This is a genomic window from Photobacterium galatheae (assembly GCF_000695255.1).
Lineage (GTDB): Bacteria > Pseudomonadota > Gammaproteobacteria > Enterobacterales > Vibrionaceae > Photobacterium > Photobacterium galatheae.
The window spans coordinates 88,649-104,128 of sequence record NZ_JMIB01000043.1 but is presented as its reverse complement, the minus strand read 5'-3'; the positions used below and the strand labels follow the sequence as shown (position 1 = coordinate 104,128).

12 protein-coding genes are annotated in these 15,480 nt (G+C 50.0%); 9 read left to right on the top strand and 3 right to left on the bottom strand.

Going from position 1 to position 15,480, the window contains the following annotated elements:
* Window positions 1-29 precede the first annotated feature (29 nt).
* The 7 genes from EA58_RS19570 to EA58_RS19540 all read left to right on the top strand — a co-directional run bounded on the left by EA58_RS19570 (window position 30) and on the right by EA58_RS19540 (window position 9,028).
* Complete coding sequence (locus EA58_RS19570; RefSeq protein ID WP_152548131.1) at window positions 30-953, top strand: ABC transporter permease; 924 nt, start codon at window positions 30-32, stop codon at window positions 951-953.
* Between the two features lie 25 nt (window positions 954-978).
* Window positions 979-1,854, top strand: coding sequence for an ABC transporter ATP-binding protein (locus EA58_RS19565; protein WP_081819768.1), 876 nt, complete (start codon window positions 979-981; stop codon window positions 1,852-1,854).
* Between the two features lie 32 nt (window positions 1,855-1,886).
* Window positions 1,887-4,421 carry a nitrite reductase large subunit NirB gene (gene nirB / locus EA58_RS19560; RefSeq protein WP_235199656.1) on the top strand — a complete coding sequence of 845 codons (2,535 nt, stop codon included), beginning with the start codon at window positions 1,887-1,889 and terminating at the stop codon, window positions 4,419-4,421.
* On the top strand, window positions 4,418-4,771 hold the full coding sequence (gene nirD, locus EA58_RS19555; RefSeq protein ID WP_036756883.1) for a nitrite reductase small subunit NirD: 354 nt from the start codon (window positions 4,418-4,420) through the stop codon (window positions 4,769-4,771). Before nirB ends, nirD begins: the two co-directional genes overlap by 4 nt.
* A 278-nt stretch (window positions 4,772-5,049) precedes the next feature.
* The gene (locus EA58_RS19550) at window positions 5,050-7,128 is read left to right on the top strand and encodes an NHL repeat-containing protein (protein ID WP_036756876.1); all 2,079 of its coding nucleotides are present in this window, start codon (window positions 5,050-5,052) and stop codon (window positions 7,126-7,128) included.
* The gene (locus EA58_RS19545) at window positions 7,128-7,379 is read left to right on the top strand and encodes a hypothetical protein (protein ID WP_036756875.1); all 252 of its coding nucleotides are present in this window, start codon (window positions 7,128-7,130) and stop codon (window positions 7,377-7,379) included. Before EA58_RS19550 ends, EA58_RS19545 begins: the two co-directional genes overlap by 1 nt.
* An 11-nt stretch (window positions 7,380-7,390) precedes the next feature.
* Entirely contained in the window at window positions 7,391-9,028 is a 1,638-nt protein-coding gene (locus tag EA58_RS19540; RefSeq protein ID WP_036756874.1) for a methyl-accepting chemotaxis protein, read from the top strand.
* 364 nt (window positions 9,029-9,392) lie between these two features.
* Here EA58_RS19540 and EA58_RS19535 read toward each other — a convergent pair whose 3' ends face one another.
* The 3 genes from EA58_RS19535 to EA58_RS19520 form a co-directional block, all read right to left on the bottom strand.
* Window positions 9,393-10,427: a methionine synthase gene (locus EA58_RS19535; protein ID WP_036757087.1), complete on the bottom strand. Its 1,035-nt coding sequence runs from the start codon at window positions 10,425-10,427 to the stop codon at window positions 9,393-9,395.
* Window positions 10,428-10,451: 24 nt separating this feature from the next.
* On the bottom strand, window positions 10,452-11,429 hold the full coding sequence (locus EA58_RS19530; protein WP_036757084.1) for a DUF1852 domain-containing protein: 978 nt from the start codon (window positions 11,427-11,429) through the stop codon (window positions 10,452-10,454).
* Window positions 11,430-12,344: 915 nt separating this feature from the next.
* Entirely contained in the window at window positions 12,345-12,833 is a 489-nt protein-coding gene (locus EA58_RS19520; protein WP_036756867.1) for a DUF2938 domain-containing protein, read from the bottom strand.
* 144 nt (window positions 12,834-12,977) lie between these two features.
* Here EA58_RS19520 and EA58_RS19515 point away from each other — a divergent pair, with 144 nt between their 5' ends.
* Together EA58_RS19515 and EA58_RS19510 are read left to right on the top strand one after the other, a co-directional pair.
* Complete coding sequence (locus EA58_RS19515) at window positions 12,978-13,640, top strand: ArsR/SmtB family transcription factor (RefSeq protein WP_036756865.1); 663 nt, start codon at window positions 12,978-12,980, stop codon at window positions 13,638-13,640.
* Between the two features lie 233 nt (window positions 13,641-13,873).
* Window positions 13,874-15,289 (top strand): MFS transporter, encoded by a 1,416-nt coding sequence (locus tag EA58_RS19510; protein WP_200872211.1) that lies wholly within the window; start codon window positions 13,874-13,876, stop codon window positions 15,287-15,289.
* The last annotated feature ends 191 nt before the right edge of the window (window positions 15,290-15,480 follow it).

Here is a 15,480-nt window from a genome sequence, read left to right as displayed (position 1 = left end):
TGCCTGCACTGCCGAAACCGGCGCAGGTGATGCAGCACAGCCGGCGGCTGGCGCTTCCGATGTTGGGGATTGCGGTTTTCCTGCTGCTCTGGCATCTGGCGGCCAGTCAGGTACAGACCTCGCTGGGTACACTGCCGGGACCGGTCCAGACCTGGCAGCAGTTCACGAATCTGGTCGCCGAACACCAGCATGAACGGGATCGTGAGGCGGCTTTTTATGTGCGTCAGGCAAAACGCAATGCGGAAAAGCTGGCCCGGGCCCCTCAAGCTGAAGTTCGTATCCGGGAATACACCGGGAAACCGACCTTCTTTGACCAGATCGGCACCAGCTTACTGACTGTGATGGCCGGATTCCTGCTGGCAACCGCGATTGCGATTCCGGTGGGCATTGTCCTCGGGCTGAACAAAGGGCTGTATGCCGCGTTTAATCCGGTGATTCAGCTGCTGAAACCGGTTTCGCCGCTGGCCTGGCTGCCGATTGTCACCATGGTGGTCAGTGCGCTGTATGTCAGTGACGATCCGCGGGTCGCCAAGTCGTTTCTCAATTCACTTTTTACGGTGGCGATGTGCAGCCTGTGGCCGACGCTGATCAACACGGCTGTCGGCGTGACAGGGGTGGATCAGGATCTGCTCAATGTCAGCCGGGTGCTCAAACTTTCCCGCTGGCAGCATGTGCGCACCATTGTACTGCCGTCCTCCGTACCCATGGTGTTCACCGGCCTGCGCCTGTCGCTGGGGGTGGCCTGGATGGTACTGATTGCCGCCGAGATGCTGGCGCAGAACCCGGGACTGGGCAAGTTTGTGTGGGATGAATTCCAGAACGGCAGTGCTGCATCACTGGGCCGGATCATGGTGGCTGTGGTCACCATTGGTTTCATCGGTCTGCTGCTTGACCGGAGCATGCTCAGTTTGCAGCGTCATTTTTCATGGAATCAACAACTGAGCCAGCACTGAGCCGGTTCAGGATAAGGAGAACACTATGTCGTTAAAAGCGAGGTCACGGGAATATTTATTACTCAGTTATCTGGGGATGCGCTTTCCGACGCCCAACGGTGAGTTTGTGGCCCTGAAAGATGTGAATTTCAGCATTGAAAAAGGGGAATTTATCTCTCTGATTGGTCACTCAGGCTGCGGCAAGTCCACGGTGCTGAATCTGGTCGCCGGGCTGCTGGAGGCGACCGATGGCGGCGTCATTCTGGAAGGACGGGAAATTTCCGGCCCCGGTCCGGAACGGGCGGTTGTGTTTCAGAATCACGCCCTGCTGCCCTGGCTGACGGTGTACCAGAACGTGGAACTGGCGGTGAAACAGGTCAGTAAAGGCAAAACGTCGGCAGCCATTCGGGAAGAGGTGATGCACTACCTGCAACTGGTGCACATGGACCATGCCCATGACAAACGGCCGGACGAAATTTCCGGTGGTATGAAGCAACGGGTTGGGATTGCGCGAGCGCTGGCGATGCAGCCGAAAGTGCTGCTGATGGATGAGCCGTTTGGCGCACTGGATGCCCTGACCCGGGCGCATTTGCAGGATGCGCTGATGGCGATTCAGGCCGAGCTGAAGAACACCGTCATCATGATTACCCACGACGTAGACGAAGCCGTGCTGCTGTCGGATCGCATTGTCATGATGAGTAACGGCCCTGAGGCCACGATTGGCGAAGTGCTGGATATTCATCTGCCACGTCCCCGGGATCGGGTTGCGCTGGCGGATGATCCGGATTATCAGCGCCTTCGCCAGAATGTGCTGTGTTTTCTGTACGAGAAACAGCGCAAGGTGGCACCGATTGCAGAGCCGGTTCCGGATTCGGTTCCGGACTCGGTGTCAGAGAAAAATCGCAACACTAAAGTGGCCTGATTCGGGACCTAAACACAGTTCAGGAGAGCATGATGTTGATGCAACGCGAAAAATTACTGGTGGTGGGTAACGGCATGGTCGGCCATCACTTTATCGAACAGCTGGTGGCAAAAAATGCCCATCAGTCTTACCAGATGATTGTGCTGGGCGAAGAGCGCTTTGTCGCTTACGACCGGGTTCATCTGTCGTCCCTCTTTTCCGGCAGTGATCATCAGGATCTACTGCTGAGCAACGAACAGTGGTATCTGGACAATGGCATTGAGCTGCTGCTGGGAGAGCAGGTTGTCGGCATAGACCGTGAAAAACAGCGTGTCACCTTAGCCAGTGACAGCCAGCTGGCCTACGACAAACTGGTGCTGGCGACCGGCTCTTATCCTTTTGTGCCACCGGTGCAGGGCAGTGACAGAGACAACTGTTTTGTTTACCGGACGCTTGATGATCTGTCTGCCATTAAAACGGCCTGTGCCGGTGCGAAAACCGGCGCGGTCGTCGGCGGCGGGTTGCTGGGGCTGGAGGCGGCCAATGCGCTGCGTCTGCTGGGGCTTGAAACCCATGTGGTGGAATTTGCGCCGCGATTGATGCCGGTTCAGATTGATGATGCCGGGAGCGCATTGCTGAAAAGTAAAGTCAGTGCGTTGGACGTGCAGGTGCACACCAGCCGGGCAACCACGGCGATTACGGATGGAGAAACCGCTTTTCACCGGATGAATTTTCAGGATCATGCGCCACTGGAAGTGGATGTGATCGTGTTTTCCGCCGGGATCCGCCCGCAGGATGCACTGGCTCGTCAGTGCGGGCTGGACATTGGTGAACGCGGCGGCATTGTGATCAACGATGCCTGCCAGACCAGCGACCCCAATATCTACGCCATCGGCGAATGTGCGTTGTGGCAGCAGCGGATTTTCGGGCTGGTGGCGCCGGGATACCGCATGGCGCGGATTGCAGCCGATCAGATTTTAGGGGGCGACAGCACCTTCAGTGGCGCGGACATGAGCACCAAACTCAAACTCATGGGCGTGGATGTATCTGCCATTGGTAACTCGCTCGGCCAGGGCGAAGGCTGTCAGGAAATGGTGTTACAGGACATGCGTGCCGGGGTGTACAAAAAGCTGGTGGTCAATGACACCGGCGACAAGCTGCTGGGCGCGATTCTGATTGGGGACAATCAGGATTATGATGCCCTGCTGCAATGTTACCTCAATGACATGCCGCTGCCTGCACATCCGGCTGAACTGCTGTTTGACTGTTCTGCGTTGCAGGGCAGCAAAGATGCCGGGGCGATTGTCTGCTCCTGCCATAACGTGACCCGGGGAGCAATTACGGCTGCGGTGCAGGCGGGGACGCATGACCTGTCTGAGCTGAAAAGCTGTACCAAAGCCGGGACAGGCTGCGGCGGTTGCAGCACCATGGTGAAATCGATTCTGGATGAAGAACTCGCAGCATTGGGTATGGCAGTTAGCAATCATCTTTGTGAGCATTTCGCTTATACCCGTCAGGAGTTGTTCCATCTGGTGCAGGTCGGGCAAATCAAACAGTTTGACGACTTGATCGCCCTGCATGGTCAGGGCATGGGCTGCGATGTGTGTAAGCCTGCGGCTGCCTCAATTTTTGCCTCTTTGTGGAATGAGCATGTACTCGAACCGCAGCATCAGCCATTGCAGGATACCAATGATGCTTTTCTGGCGAACATCCAAAAAGATGGCAGTTATTCCGTGGTGCCCCGGATTCCGGGCGGGGAAATTACCCCGGAGAAGCTGATTGTTTTAGGGGAAGTTGCCAGAAAATACGATCTCTATACCAAGATCACCGGGGGGCAGCGGGTTGATTTGTTCGGGGCACAGCTCGAACAGTTGCCGGATATCTGGCAGGCCCTGATTGATGCCGGATTTGAGACCGGCCATGCCTACGGAAAATCGCTAAGAACGGTGAAATCCTGCGTTGGATCAACCTGGTGTCGGTATGGCGTCGACGATTCAATCGGTCTGGCGATTATGCTGGAGAATCGCTACAAAGGGCTGCGTTCGCCGCACAAACTCAAGTTTGCGGTGTCTGGGTGTACCCGGGAATGTGCTGAAGCTCAGAGTAAAGATATCGGCGTGATTGCGACAGAAAACGGCTGGAACCTGTATGTTTGCGGTAATGGCGGGATGCGCCCGCGTCATGCCGATTTGCTGATGTCGGATCTGTCAACGGATGAGCTGGTGACCCTGATCGACCGGGTGCTGATGTTTTATGTCCGCACCGCTGACCGGCTGCAACGTACGTCGGTCTGGTTACAGAATCTCGATGGTGGGCTGGACTATCTGCGCAGTGTGGTGGTGGACGACAGTCTGGGCATCAATGCTGAGCTGGAAAAGCAAATGCAGCATGTGGTGGAGACCTATCAGTGCGAATGGAAAACCACGTTGTCGACACCGGAGAAACTGGCGCGTTTCCGCCGTTTTGTGAATGACAGCGGTGACACGGTCACGCCGGATTACCGTCGTGAGCGCGGTCAGCGCATTCCGGTGCAGGTGCTTGAACCGGTCCCTGAAAATCAATGTCAGGTAGAGCAGGAGGGCGTATGAACTGGTTAAAAGTTTGTCATCTGGATGATCTGATTGCGAATTCAGGGATGGGGGCTTGGGTTGATGGTACACAGTTGGCGTTGTTTTATGTGCCCGCGCTTCAACCGGGGGTTTATGCACTGGATAACTGGGACCCGATTGGTCAGGCTTTCGTGATGGCAAGGGGGATTCTCGGGGATATCAACGGCGAGTTGAGTGTGGCGTCGCCACTTTATAAACAGCACTTCAGCTTAAAGACGGGCCAGTGTCTTGAGCAACCGGAGGTTCGCATTCGGGTCTGGCCGGTCAAAGTAGAACACGGCGAAGTGTGGGTGAACACCATCGCGCCATCATTTCTTTCTAAGTCCTGAGCCCAGTTAGAAATCAGCCGTGATATTAGGGTATATGCCAGCCGATTCCGCCACCGGCTGGCATTTTTTCCGTCTGATCTCGTCAATTAATTGACGATGTTATCAGATCATAAATTCAGGAAAATACCAGAATCCGCCTGCAACTTTGTCGATAACTTGTATGAATTTTGAACACTCTCAAAAATTCGAAAGTCCTGTTTCTCAATACCCTCTGGCTCATCTATCCATACAGTGAGCGAATTAAAAATTAACGTATCTCTTTGTGAGCAGGTCGCCATATGGGTATTCATTTTCTTTCTACGATTGGCACGGTATGCACGGCTTTGCCCGCATTACCATGTTTGGCTTCAGGTCATGTGTCTCTAAATACCCCAGTGGGGAACTGCATTGATCATTTCGGGCACATCTGGCTGGCAGATACCGCGCATAATCGCCTGTTGATCTTCGACAAAGAGATGATGCATTTGTTGGCTGTGTTCGGTTCGACCGGCGACGGCGAACAGCAGTTTAATATGCCATTTCGCTTGTTACCTCACCCAGAGCGAAACTGGATCTATGTCAGTGATATTGGGAATACGCGTGTCCATATTCTTGAATATGATCAGGCGTTGTCCATTACGTCTGTCAAACGTTTTGGTAATGAACAAGATGTGGCTTTAAAAGGCCCGAATGGCCTGACTTTCTGGCGGGGCGAATTGTGTGTGGCTGATGAGTTCTATGAGGGACCGGGGGGTGCCAGTCGTCTGGTGATTTTTTCGGAAGACGGGGAATATCGTCGTTCGTTGCATGCGGTGGAAACGGAAAACGGGCCGATTCACTTTCTCTGGCCACAGGGACTGAGTCGGGACGAGCAGGGGTATTTGTATATTGCGAACACAGGGTTTGCGACCGTTGTGCGTTGCGACTGGCAAGGGAAAGGGGTGCCTTTTCAGGCGAATGGCAAATGCTATCTTGATGGTCTGGCGCTGGCGCGGGATGTCTCGGTGACCCAGAATCGCATTCTGATCCCGGGCGCGAAAAACAATGCGATTTCCGTGTATGACATGGCTGGCCACGCTCAGGGGGAGCTGGAAGGTTTCTTCTCCCCGATTCAGGTGACGGCTGTGCCGGACACCCACAAAATGCTGATTACTGAGCCGATTCTGGCCACCTTGCAGATGCATGAAATTGACTTGTCCCGTGTGGGTGATGGTGACGCGGCATCGACTCGGGTACTCGCCTCTGTGGGAGATGAACGGGATAATCCGGGCCAGTTTCATTTCATCACTGCGGTTGCCGGCGCACTGGATGCTGCTGTGAAAGCCGTGGTGCCGTCTCCTTTTGTGGCACTGTTTGAGCGCTGGTTTGCGCATCAGTTGTCATTGCAGGAAACTTGGCTGAAGGCGTTACAGCCGGCTGCGATGCCCGCCTGGTGGAATCTGGCAGTGACCACTCAACTGGAGTGGGTGCAGCGTTGGCAGCAGACCTGGCTGCGGGTGATGCTCAATGACAAATTTGATGATCCCAAAGATGTGCTGTGGATGGTCGATGCCGGGAACTTTCAGTTGCAGGCCAGTGAGAATGGCAAACAGGAATCGTCGATGCCGATTAGTCTGCCACTGATGCCTGGCTCGTTGGGGATTGCAGCTTACAAGCCGCAACAGCCATTACCGGGCCAACTGGACTTTGATGTCCCCATGATTGTGGTCGGTAATTATCTGAGCGGTATTGTCACTATTTTTCAGTATGACAACCGATTGGGAGAACTGGTGCCTTATACCAACTTCGGAGGGATGGGGAGTGCGCCGTGGCAATTGAATAAGCCGCAGGGACTGGCCATCGATCCGGTCAGTAACGATATCTTCATTGCAGATTCCGGCAATAACCGGATTGCTCGCTGGCGGCTCAGTCCTTCAGGCGTCGCGGGGTTGGTTGAAGTATTCGGTGAGCTGGGTCAGGCCAATGGCCAGTTCCATACGCCGACAGATATCACGGTTTGTGAACAGGGTCGACTCTACGTGACGGATCAGAATAATAACCGGGTTCAGATTTTCGATAACGGGATGAAATGGGTGCATAGTTTTGGTCAGCCGGGTTATAGCATCGACAGCGATCATTTTCTCCTGCCCACCAGTATTGATTACGATAATCAGCACCTGTTTGTTTCAGATCTGGTGAACCGGGCGATCAAAGTTTTCGATTTGAATGGAAACATTGTCGACAGTTTCAGCAGTTTTGGGGCGGATGCAAGCAAAGGGCAATTGTGGATGCCTTATCTGTTGCATGCCAATAATAACCATATCTACCTGCCGGATTGTGCGTTAAACCGTATCAATGTGTACCGTTTTGATCACCATGAGCAAGAAGGAACCAGATGATGGAAAACGTATTTCAGCTAGCCCAAAACAAGCGAATCAAGCATGCGAGCAACCGGGATACACCGGAACAGCAAGAAAAGCATGTCGCTCAGTCTCATGAATTGTTGGCTTCACTGGATGATGCCGTGAATCATTTTGTGGCGAATCAGGGTGAAGCATTGCAGCAAAGTCAGGCAAAGTTACGCGATCTGCATCAGCAGCATCATTCATGCCTTAAGGCTCGCGGGTTGAGCACACCTCACGAAAGCTAAGGAGAAACAGAATGAGAACCTGGTTGTCCGGTTTCAGCATTGCAGCGCGGATTTGGGCGCTGCTGGTGCTGTTTGCGCTCGGTTTACTGGTGAATACGCTGGTGAACGCGAACAAGACGCGTGACTTTATGAGAGATAATTATGAACAGGGAGTGGTGAATCTGGTCGACAGTGCGGTGGGGGTGATCGGTCATTTTTACAGCCTGAGTATTTCGGGTGATATGACAGAATCGCAGGCGAAACAGGCGGCGATTCAGGCCGTATCGGCGATGCGTTTTGATCAAGGAAACTATGTGTTTGTTGGGGATAGCAGTGGTGTGCAGTTAGCCAGTGGTGTACCGGCGATGATTGGTAAAAATACCCTCAACCTGAAAGATGGTGCCGGGGTGTATTTTGTGCAGCAACTCTATGAAAAAGCCAGACAGGGTGGTGGCTTTATGGACTATGAGTGGCCATCCGGTCAGGATAATACGGTTCTGGAACCCAAAACCAGCTATGCGGTGGAATTTGTGCCCTGGCAATGGATTGTCGGGAGCGGGATGAATATGGTCGCTTTACAGGAAGATATTCATCAGGCTGAAATTATATCGCTGACGAATGCCGGGGGAATGCTGATTGTGCTGGGCGTGCTGGTTGCATTGATGATTCGTTCCATCACAACCCCTTTGAAGCAAACTGTGACTGCGATGCAGGCGCTTTCGCGAGGGGAAGGCGATCTGACTCAGCGTCTGAATGAACAGGGGAGCGACGAGCTGGCCGTTTTATCGCGATATTTTAATCAGTTTGTGGCATCCATTCAGGGGATCATGCTGCAAATCAATCAGGCTGGAACCCAGGTTGCTACTGCTGCGAATCAGGTGTCCTCATCGATTCATACTGTGGATAGTAATCTGAATCAGCAGCAAAATGATGTGGAGCAACTGGCCGCAGCGATGACGGAGATGCTGGCAACCGTAGAGGAGGTCAGCCGACGCACTGTGGAAGCCAATGATGCCAGTTTGTCTGCTGCGAAAGGGACACAAAGCGGGAAATTGATTGTTGATAAGAACGTCGAGGAAGCCAATGCACTGGCAGAGAATATTGATCAGGCCAGTCAGGTGGTGGAACAGCTGGCGGCAGAGAGCCGGAATGTGGATACCGTCCTGGAAGTGATTCGGGGGATTGCTGAGCAGACGAATTTGCTGGCTCTGAACGCGGCAATCGAAGCTGCCCGTGCCGGTGAAGCCGGACGTGGTTTTGCGGTGGTCGCCGATGAAGTGCGCACACTGTCGCAGCGGACTCAGGAATCGACGCTGGAAATTCAGAAAATTGTCGAGCAGTTACAGCATGGTGCAGGAAATGCCGTCAAAGTGATGGAAACGGGGACGGAAAAAGCCAGAAATGCTTCCAAGATATCCGTTGATGCCGGTCAATCGCTGAACCATATTAACGGTGAGGTGCAGACGATTCAGGCCATGAATCAGCATATTGCGACTGCAACCGAGCAGCAGACACTGACCCTGAATGATATCAACAGTAATGTCGTCAGCCTGAAAGATATGTCGTTGTCGGTTGCGTCCGAGTCAAATCAGATGGCGCAGGCCAGTGATGAACTGATTCATGTTTCCGCTGATCTGATGAAGATGATTCACCGGTTTAAGCTGGCTTAACCTTGACGTTTCAGGGATCGTATATCGCCCGGTTTATCGATTTGATACCGGGCTTTTTTATTGATGAGTGGCTGAAATTTCAATGAATCTGTCTCGACAACGGGTTATTTTGATCGGTTCGAGGGGGAGGTCACGCATGAAATTAGTGCCAAACTTAGCGTCTGTTCACGCACGCCAGATGCTCTTTTCGGCACAATGTGTCGCCCACTCCGTTGTTGCAGCGATCTTATTACGGGAATGGTTTGCGCTCATGTATTTGTCATTGCCATGTATAGCGGGCTACCGATTCGATTATGGGTGTCGAATGTACTCAAATCAAAAAAGGTAACCCGATGACACATTGATTTATCGGCAAGTCCTGGAATCAGGACTTGGCTAAGAGTTCTCTCCGGACGATTTCTGCGCCTGCACTTAATGCATTGAGCTTGCCTCTTGCCACTTGACGAGACAGGGGGGCCATCCCACAGTTGGTACAAGGATAGAGCTTGTCGGCATCGACAAACTGGAGTGCTTTTCGCAGGGTATTGGCGACTTCCTCTGGTGTTTCAATGGTATTGGTTGCGACATCAATGGCCCCGACCATCACTTTTTTACCGCGAATCAGTTCAAGCAGTTCGATTGGAACGCGTGAGTTGTGACATTCGAGTGAGATAATATCGATATTCGATTTTTGCAGTTTAGGAAAAACTTCTTCGTATTGTCGCCACTCGGAGCCCAGCGTCTTTTTCCAGTCTGTATTGGCTTTGATGCCATAGCCATAGCAAATATGTACAGCAGTTTCGCATTTCAGGCCTTCTATAGCCCGTTCTAAAGCAGCAATCCCCCAATCGTTGACCTCATCAAAAAACACATTAAATGCAGGCTCATCAAATTGGATAATATCAACACCAGCAGCTTCTAATTCTTTGGCTTCCTGATTGAGAATTTTTGCAAATTCCCAGGCGAGTTTTTCACGGCTGTGATAATGGTCATCATAAAGCGTATCGATCATCGTCATGGGACCTGGCAGCGCCCATTTAATCGGTTGCTTGGTTTGCTGACGTAAAAATTTAGCATCCTCAACAAAAACTGGCTTTTGGCGACTCACCGCGCCAACGACTGTCGGTACACTCGCATCATAGCGATCACGAATTTTAACGGTTTTACGGTTCTCAAAGTCAACGCCGCTGAGGTGCTCAATAAAGGTCGTGACAAAGTGCTGGCGCGTTTGCTCACCATCACTGACAATATCAATACCTGCTTGCTGTTGCTCTTGTAATGACACACGCAAAGCGTCTTGTTTGCCTTCAGTTAATTCTTGATCTTGCAATTTCCATGGTGACCAAAGTGTTTCTGGCTGCGCAAGCCAAGCAGGTTTAGGTAAACTGCCTGAAGTTGATGTGGGTAATAATTTTTTCATCATACTGTTATGTATTTCCGTTCATTATAAAGCGTAATTCGCAGACCACTGCTCAAGAATCGTTTGGTATGGTTTGATGAAATGTTCTTCAGCAAATTTTCCCTGCTCAACCGCCAACTGACTACGTTCTTTTCGATCATAGACAATTTGCGTGAATGAATGGTCCTGATTCTTTAAATCGGGTTGATAGCATCGACCTGCTGATGCATTCGCATTATAAATTTCAGGTCGGTAAATTTTTTGAAAAGTCTCCATCGTGCTGATGGTGCTGATTAGCTCAAGATTCGTGTAATCATTGAGTAAATCCCCAAAGAAATAAAATGCCAAAGGCGCAACACTATTGGGGGGCATAAAATAGCGAACCTGTAGCCCCATTTTTTTGAAATATTGTTCAGTTAAAGAAGACTCATTTGGCTGATATTCAAAACCCAATACGGGATGCTGATTTTCAGTCCGATGATAGGTCTTGTTGTCTGAAACACTGAGACATATGACAGGTGGTTTACTAAAATTATCTTTGTAAGTCTTTGAATGAACAAAGCATTGAAACAGCTTTCCATGGAGATCACCAAAATCATCTGGAATGCTGAATTTGGGTTGATTCTTATTATGATTCAACAGTAATACGCTAAAATCATAATCTCGAACATAAGAGGAAAAATTATTCCCGACAATCCCTTCAATGCGTTCATTGGTCTGATGGTCAACAATATTCGTCTTTAATACTTCAATTGATGGGAATGTCTGGCCATTGCCTTCAATATCCATATCAACTGAAATTATTTCAAGTTCGACAGAGTAACGATCACCTTTGGGATTATCCCAATTCGCCAAGGCATTAAAACGATTGTCAATCATCTTTAAGGCGTTACGCAAGTTCTCCTGGCGGTGATTTCCTCTCGCCAAATTCGCAAAGTTGGTTGTAATACGGGTGTTGTCTGAAGGCTGATAATTTTCATCGAAGCTAATATGCTTGATTGTAAATTTAAAATCTCTATTCATGCTCATCTGGTATCCAATTGTCTGAGATATACTCGAATTTATTCCTTGTTATTTCTGGGGTTTACAATTTTATTTTTTATTTTCCCAGTCTGTTGTTTTCACAGTGGCTTTGATTTTCGCCTGAAGGCTTCACGGAGAATCAACAGTAATATTGTGTAGCGTTAACAACAGAGTGTATTTTTATACTTCGGCCATACCATGAATAAAAATGATATTATTTCATTAATCTATGAGCCATATTCATGATTTGTGATCATCGAGTGCTTTCATGAGGAAGCAGCCCTTGCTCAAAGCTGCGAGAAGGCTGAGTGGCAATGGCTGAAGCTGCATTGCTCTGACCCGCTGAGTAAAACCACATTTTCTTGCAGTTTTTCGAGAAACAGGCATCGAAGCATTGCACCAGTTACTTCTTTAAGGAACCGGTCGTTATTGGCTTCACGGTTGGTTCTGGTTGTTTGTGGGGCAATGATTACCAGATCATAAGTGAAGATTTTTTCTGTCTAAAATATGGGGTTAGGGCTAAAGATTTTGTCTATGAGGTGCAGGAGGCCGACCACGTTTGGGGAGATTCAGAGTGAGTCATTGGGTAGGACATGATGCTGTTGCTGGAACTCGAAAATGGCCAATAACGCGTCAGAAGTCATAGGCGTTTACACATGACCAGGGGAAAACTCATGCATAAACTTTTAGGTTGTCGGCGCCGGGAGGGGTAACAACCGTCCCGGACAACTCCAGAGATTCAAAAGGCATTTCTAGGCACTTTTTGCGCCTGAAAAGAGTATTTGGCGTGCATGAACAAGTGCTGAATTTGGAGCTTCATCAAAGTACGATATACCGACCAAACCTCAAAAACAGCACTTGCTGTTTTGATACTGTCTTTTTGGGAATTGCGTTAATTCATCCCAAAAATCGCCGTCAATAAAACGATAACACCAACCCCGTCAGATATAGCCCAATTCCATAGGAGGTATGCGCGAGCAGGCTGCGGAATCTGGCGGTATTCGGTTGAGGTGTTTTCGACGCGGCGACACCTGCGCCCATGCCTGGCTGCAAAATGAAAAATGGTGCGACCACGGTTACGATACCAACAATCAGTGCAGGTAACAGCGTTGGTGAAGCTGTCCATTCCAGCCCCCATCCCCATAGCAATACGAACGCGAAAGCGATCCCAATAAGGTAGTGTGCAGTCCAGCCAATCACAGCTTCACCGGCAATGGGGGCTGCTTGCCCAATATTCGGGTGGGTAAATTGACCTTTGGGTAAGTGACCGATCCAGCGTCCGACCATGACGTAATTCAGAGAAGGGATCTGAAAGCAGACTTTCAGGAACAGGGCCCATAAGTCCATGACCAGCGTGGCACCGATTCCCAGTAAGATAGCGTGAATCACGAAGCCTGGTTCCATATGATTTCTCCTTTTTGCTCTCAGGCGGGTATGTATTTGGTATATCTATAAAAATGTCAGCAAATGCGGTTATCACCATACCAATTCACTGATAAAGATATATAATTCAATAAATCGATTGAATGATGAGGCAGAACAATTTTTATGTCAATGATAAACAATCAATATCATATTTACTCAGAGTTGGCCGATCTTGCCCGACCGTTGGGGAATGCGCACCGCCTGATATTGCTGGAGCATATCGCTCAGGGGGAGAAACCTGTAGAAAAGTTAGCGGAACTGGCTGAACTGACCGTGGCCAATGCTTCTCAGCATTTGCAGCAGCTGAAACGGAATGGGTATGTTCAAACGCGACGGGAAGGAAAACATGTTTTTTATCGTCTGGGGGATGCCCCGATTGTGGAGTTGTTGATTGCACTGCGGCAATTTGCGGAGTTCAATCACTCCGAAATCAAAAAGCTGGTGGTGAGCACCTTAAATGACCAAAAGGACGCCGAAGCAATTTCACGGGAAGAGCTGCTCAGCCGGATGCATGAAAATAGTGTGACTTTGCTGGATGTGCGGCCGGAAGAAGAATTTGCTCAGGGCCATTTGCCGGGCGCGGTCAATATTCCCCTTACCGAGCTGGAAAAGCGTTTATCTGAGTTGCCGGAAGAACAGGATATTGTTGCTTACTGTCGTGGCCCGTATTGTTCTCTGTCAGTCAAAGCGGTTATTGCCCTCAGAGAAAAAGGATTATCCGCCCGGCGGTTTAATGAAGGTGTGCCAGAGTGGAAGGCTGCGGGTTACCCGGTTAACCGCTCATGATCTGAGATCGAATTCAGTTATCTGATTTTTTGTGAAGGGAGGTCTTCCGGACTTCTCTGATGCGGTTGTTCACATCATTTTTTGAATCATTTTCATGTTGACAGATATGAGATTACTCGCCTATGCTAATCGACATTCAATAATTCAATTGAATGATAAAACTAAAATATAACAATGTCAGTTGGCTTTTCCATTTGAAGGATCCTGTGAAGACCGCATTGGAGGAACAGAAAGTGCAAACAAGATGTACCGATACAAAACCACAGTTCAAGCTTGCCTTTACCTTGCTGGCTGTGGTGCAGGCAACACTGATTTTTACCATTGTCATGATTGGTATTCCTTTACCGGATATTGGCGTGGAGTTTGGGCTGAACTCGGCGGATTTACTACTGGTGAGCACCGCATATGGTTTGTCTTTTAGCGGACTGTTGCTGTTCGGTGGACGCCTAACAGATAAGTTCGGCGGCAGAAAACTCTTAAGCATCGGGTTATGTTTATTTGGTTTGGCGTCTGTGGGTGCCGCCTTTTCTTCTCATTTTTCCGTGATGGTCATGATGCGATTTCTGCAAGGCGCAGGTGCTGCAATGACAGCACCTGCAGCAGTGGCTGTCCTTCGGACTTTATTTCCTCAACCGGAAGATTTCATGCGTGCCATGGCAACCTGGGGCGGTGTTTCCGTTCTGGGTGGCGGTGTCGGCTTTCTTGCTTCCGGCGTGGTTACGACTTGGGTTTCATGGCGTTGGATGTTCGTTGCACCGGTGCTGGTCGCTCTGGTGGGTTTGGCTGCTGTTGCCTGGCTATTACCGAAGGATGATGAGCAAGCCGCCTCACATCAATCCGGATTGGATCCGATTGGTGCTTTGCTTGCCACTTTGGGGATTGCCCTTGGAAGTTATGGATTGATCGCCAGTGGAGAATTTGCTTGGTCATCGCCAATGGTATTCGGGCCTCTGATCTCTGGTGTTTGCCTGCTCAGTCTGTTTTTTTGGGTGGAAAGACGTGTGAAAGCACCTTTATTGCCGCCGGGCTTTGTCCGTGAACCTCACCGCATTGTAGGCTTGATTGGTATTCTTCTGGCTTCGGCCAGTATGGGGCTGGTGACTTTCTTGCTGTCTTTGTTTCTTCAAATCCAGCAAAACTGGACGCCGCTCGAAACTGCAGGTGCATTTGTTCCCTATACCCTGACGCTGCTGCTCATGAACCGAGCTGCCAGTGGTATTGTCAGCCGTTTTGGGCCACTGAAAGTCACCATCTTCGGGTTATTGATTGGCTCAGCAGGTCTGGCTTTGTTGTCTGGGATTCATCCGCAGGTCGTGTACACCTCAGGTTTGCTGCCGGGGATTGTGGCGCTGACAATCGGTACCTCAATGATGTTTGCAGGATCAGCCGTGCTGTCAACAATGCATGTGCCTCAGCAACAAGCAGGTCTGGCTGGCGGGGTGATGAATACATCGATGGAATTGGGTCCGACATTCGGTCTGGCATCACTGATGGCTGTTGCGGGATTTGCCCCGAATGTTGTCAGTGGATATGGACTGGCTTTTGGAACTGCATCAGGTGTTTATCTGTTTGCTGCGGGTCTGGCATGGTTCTTGACGCGTCGTAAGTCTCAGCTCATGAAAACTGTTGTGGCTGGTGAAGCAGGATAAGTGTGATAAAAAGCAATCTTTTACTATAGATAAACAGCATTATTTCTTAGGGGAATTGATATCGATCCAATTTATTCAAACAAAGCATAAATTAATCAATTGATTTCTTTATTGAGTGGTTCTTTTTCTTCTAGTTTGTAACCTGCACTCGCGTTGCATAGCAACCGGGTGCATTTAATTTGCGTTTCATA

What these genes read in the sequence shown, in the direction of transcription:
- EA58_RS19570 (WP_152548131.1), top strand. Translation starts at nt 30, where the DNA reads ATGCAGCACAGCCGGCGGCTGGCGCTTCCGATGTTGGGGATTGCGGTT.
- EA58_RS19565 (WP_081819768.1), top strand. Translation starts at nt 979, where the DNA reads ATGTCGTTAAAAGCGAGGTCACGGGAATATTTATTACTCAGTTATCTG.
- nirB (WP_235199656.1), top strand. Translation starts at nt 1,887, where the DNA reads ATGTTGATGCAACGCGAAAAATTACTGGTGGTGGGTAACGGCATGGTC.
- nirD (WP_036756883.1), top strand. Translation starts at nt 4,418, where the DNA reads ATGAACTGGTTAAAAGTTTGTCATCTGGATGATCTGATTGCGAATTCA.
- EA58_RS19550 (WP_036756876.1), top strand. Translation starts at nt 5,050, where the DNA reads ATGGGTATTCATTTTCTTTCTACGATTGGCACGGTATGCACGGCTTTG.
- EA58_RS19545 (WP_036756875.1), top strand. Translation starts at nt 7,128, where the DNA reads ATGGAAAACGTATTTCAGCTAGCCCAAAACAAGCGAATCAAGCATGCG.
- EA58_RS19540 (WP_036756874.1), top strand. Translation starts at nt 7,391, where the DNA reads ATGAGAACCTGGTTGTCCGGTTTCAGCATTGCAGCGCGGATTTGGGCG.
- EA58_RS19535 (WP_036757087.1), bottom strand. Translation starts at nt 10,427, where the DNA reads ATGAAAAAATTATTACCCACATCAACTTCAGGCAGTTTACCTAAACCT.
- EA58_RS19530 (WP_036757084.1), bottom strand. Translation starts at nt 11,429, where the DNA reads ATGAATAGAGATTTTAAATTTACAATCAAGCATATTAGCTTCGATGAA.
- EA58_RS19520 (WP_036756867.1), bottom strand. Translation starts at nt 12,833, where the DNA reads ATGGAACCAGGCTTCGTGATTCACGCTATCTTACTGGGAATCGGTGCC.
- EA58_RS19515 (WP_036756865.1), top strand. Translation starts at nt 12,978, where the DNA reads ATGTCAATGATAAACAATCAATATCATATTTACTCAGAGTTGGCCGAT.